The organism is Kocuria palustris, assembly GCF_007666205.1.
Classification (GTDB): Bacteria; Actinomycetota; Actinomycetes; order Actinomycetales; family Micrococcaceae; genus Kocuria; species Kocuria palustris_A.
In genome coordinates this window covers 1-943 of record NZ_VDOR01000043.1, presented here as the reverse complement: position 1 = coordinate 943, position 943 = coordinate 1, and the positions used below count along the sequence as shown (strand labels likewise).

The window sequence follows — 943 nt, the reverse complement described above, 5'->3', positions numbered from 1 at the left end:
ATTGGCAGGGGCCGGGACGCGTGAGGCCGGGGGATGATCGCCACAGGCGGTATGGGGCCGATGGTAATTGAAGTGGTTCACCCACACCCCGATCGCGTCCCGGCGGGCCTGCTCGCTGGAATAGGGGCGGGCGTAGAGGACCTCGTCGGCCAGCAGGCGGTTGTACCGCTCCACCTTCCCGTTGTGCCGCGGCGTGTAGGGCTTGATGCGCTGGTGGCGGCCGGCGAGGGCTTCCACGCAGCGGGTGAAGTCGCGGGCCCGGTAGTTGGCGCCGTTGTCGGTCACGACCCGGTGCAGCCGCCTGATGCCATGGGCGGCGAAGAAGGCCCTCGCCCGGCAGAAGAACCCGATCGTGGTCACCGCCTTCTCGTCGTCGAGGGCTTCGGTGTAGGCCAGCCGCGAGAAGCCGTCCACGGCGGAGTGCAGGTAGGTGTAGCCGACCTTCGCTCCGGGCCCGCGCTTGGCCGCCTTCGCGGCGGTGGATCCGCGGCCGTGGGCCCGCCAACCGCCGCCGTCGGGGATCTTGCCGACCTTCTTCACATCCAGGTGGACCATGTGCCCGGGCCAGGCGGCGCGGATGCGTCCCGGGGCCCTGCGGGAGTTCTCGCCTGCGGGGGTGAGGTCGCGCAGCCGGGAGATCCCGAGTCGGTGCAGCCAACGGCCCACGGTACGCAGACTGATCGCCACGGCGCGGTCGGCCAGGTGACGGTGGATGCGCCGCGCCGACCATTTGCGGCCCCGGCGGAGCGTCTCGATAAGGTCGACGACCGCCGCCGGGGTGCGGGTGCTGCTGTGCCGCGGGGTCGAGGGCCGGTCGGTGAGCCCGGCTTCGCCGGACTCGAGGTAGCGGGCCACCCAGGTCGCCACCGTGGGCCGGCTGACGCGGAACTCGGCGGCCACGTGGGCCTTGGGGATCCCGTCGTCGAGGTGGCGCAACACCATG

Annotated in this window: 1 protein-coding gene; it reads right to left on the bottom strand. The window is 72.0% G+C overall.

Translation table 11 applies throughout. The annotated features are described in order from the left end of the window. Positions 1 to 942 (bottom strand): IS481 family transposase (locus FSY66_RS12420; protein ID WP_144795401.1); only part of this gene is annotated, 942 nt, incomplete at its 3' end. Between the last annotated feature and the right edge of the window lies 1 nt (position 943).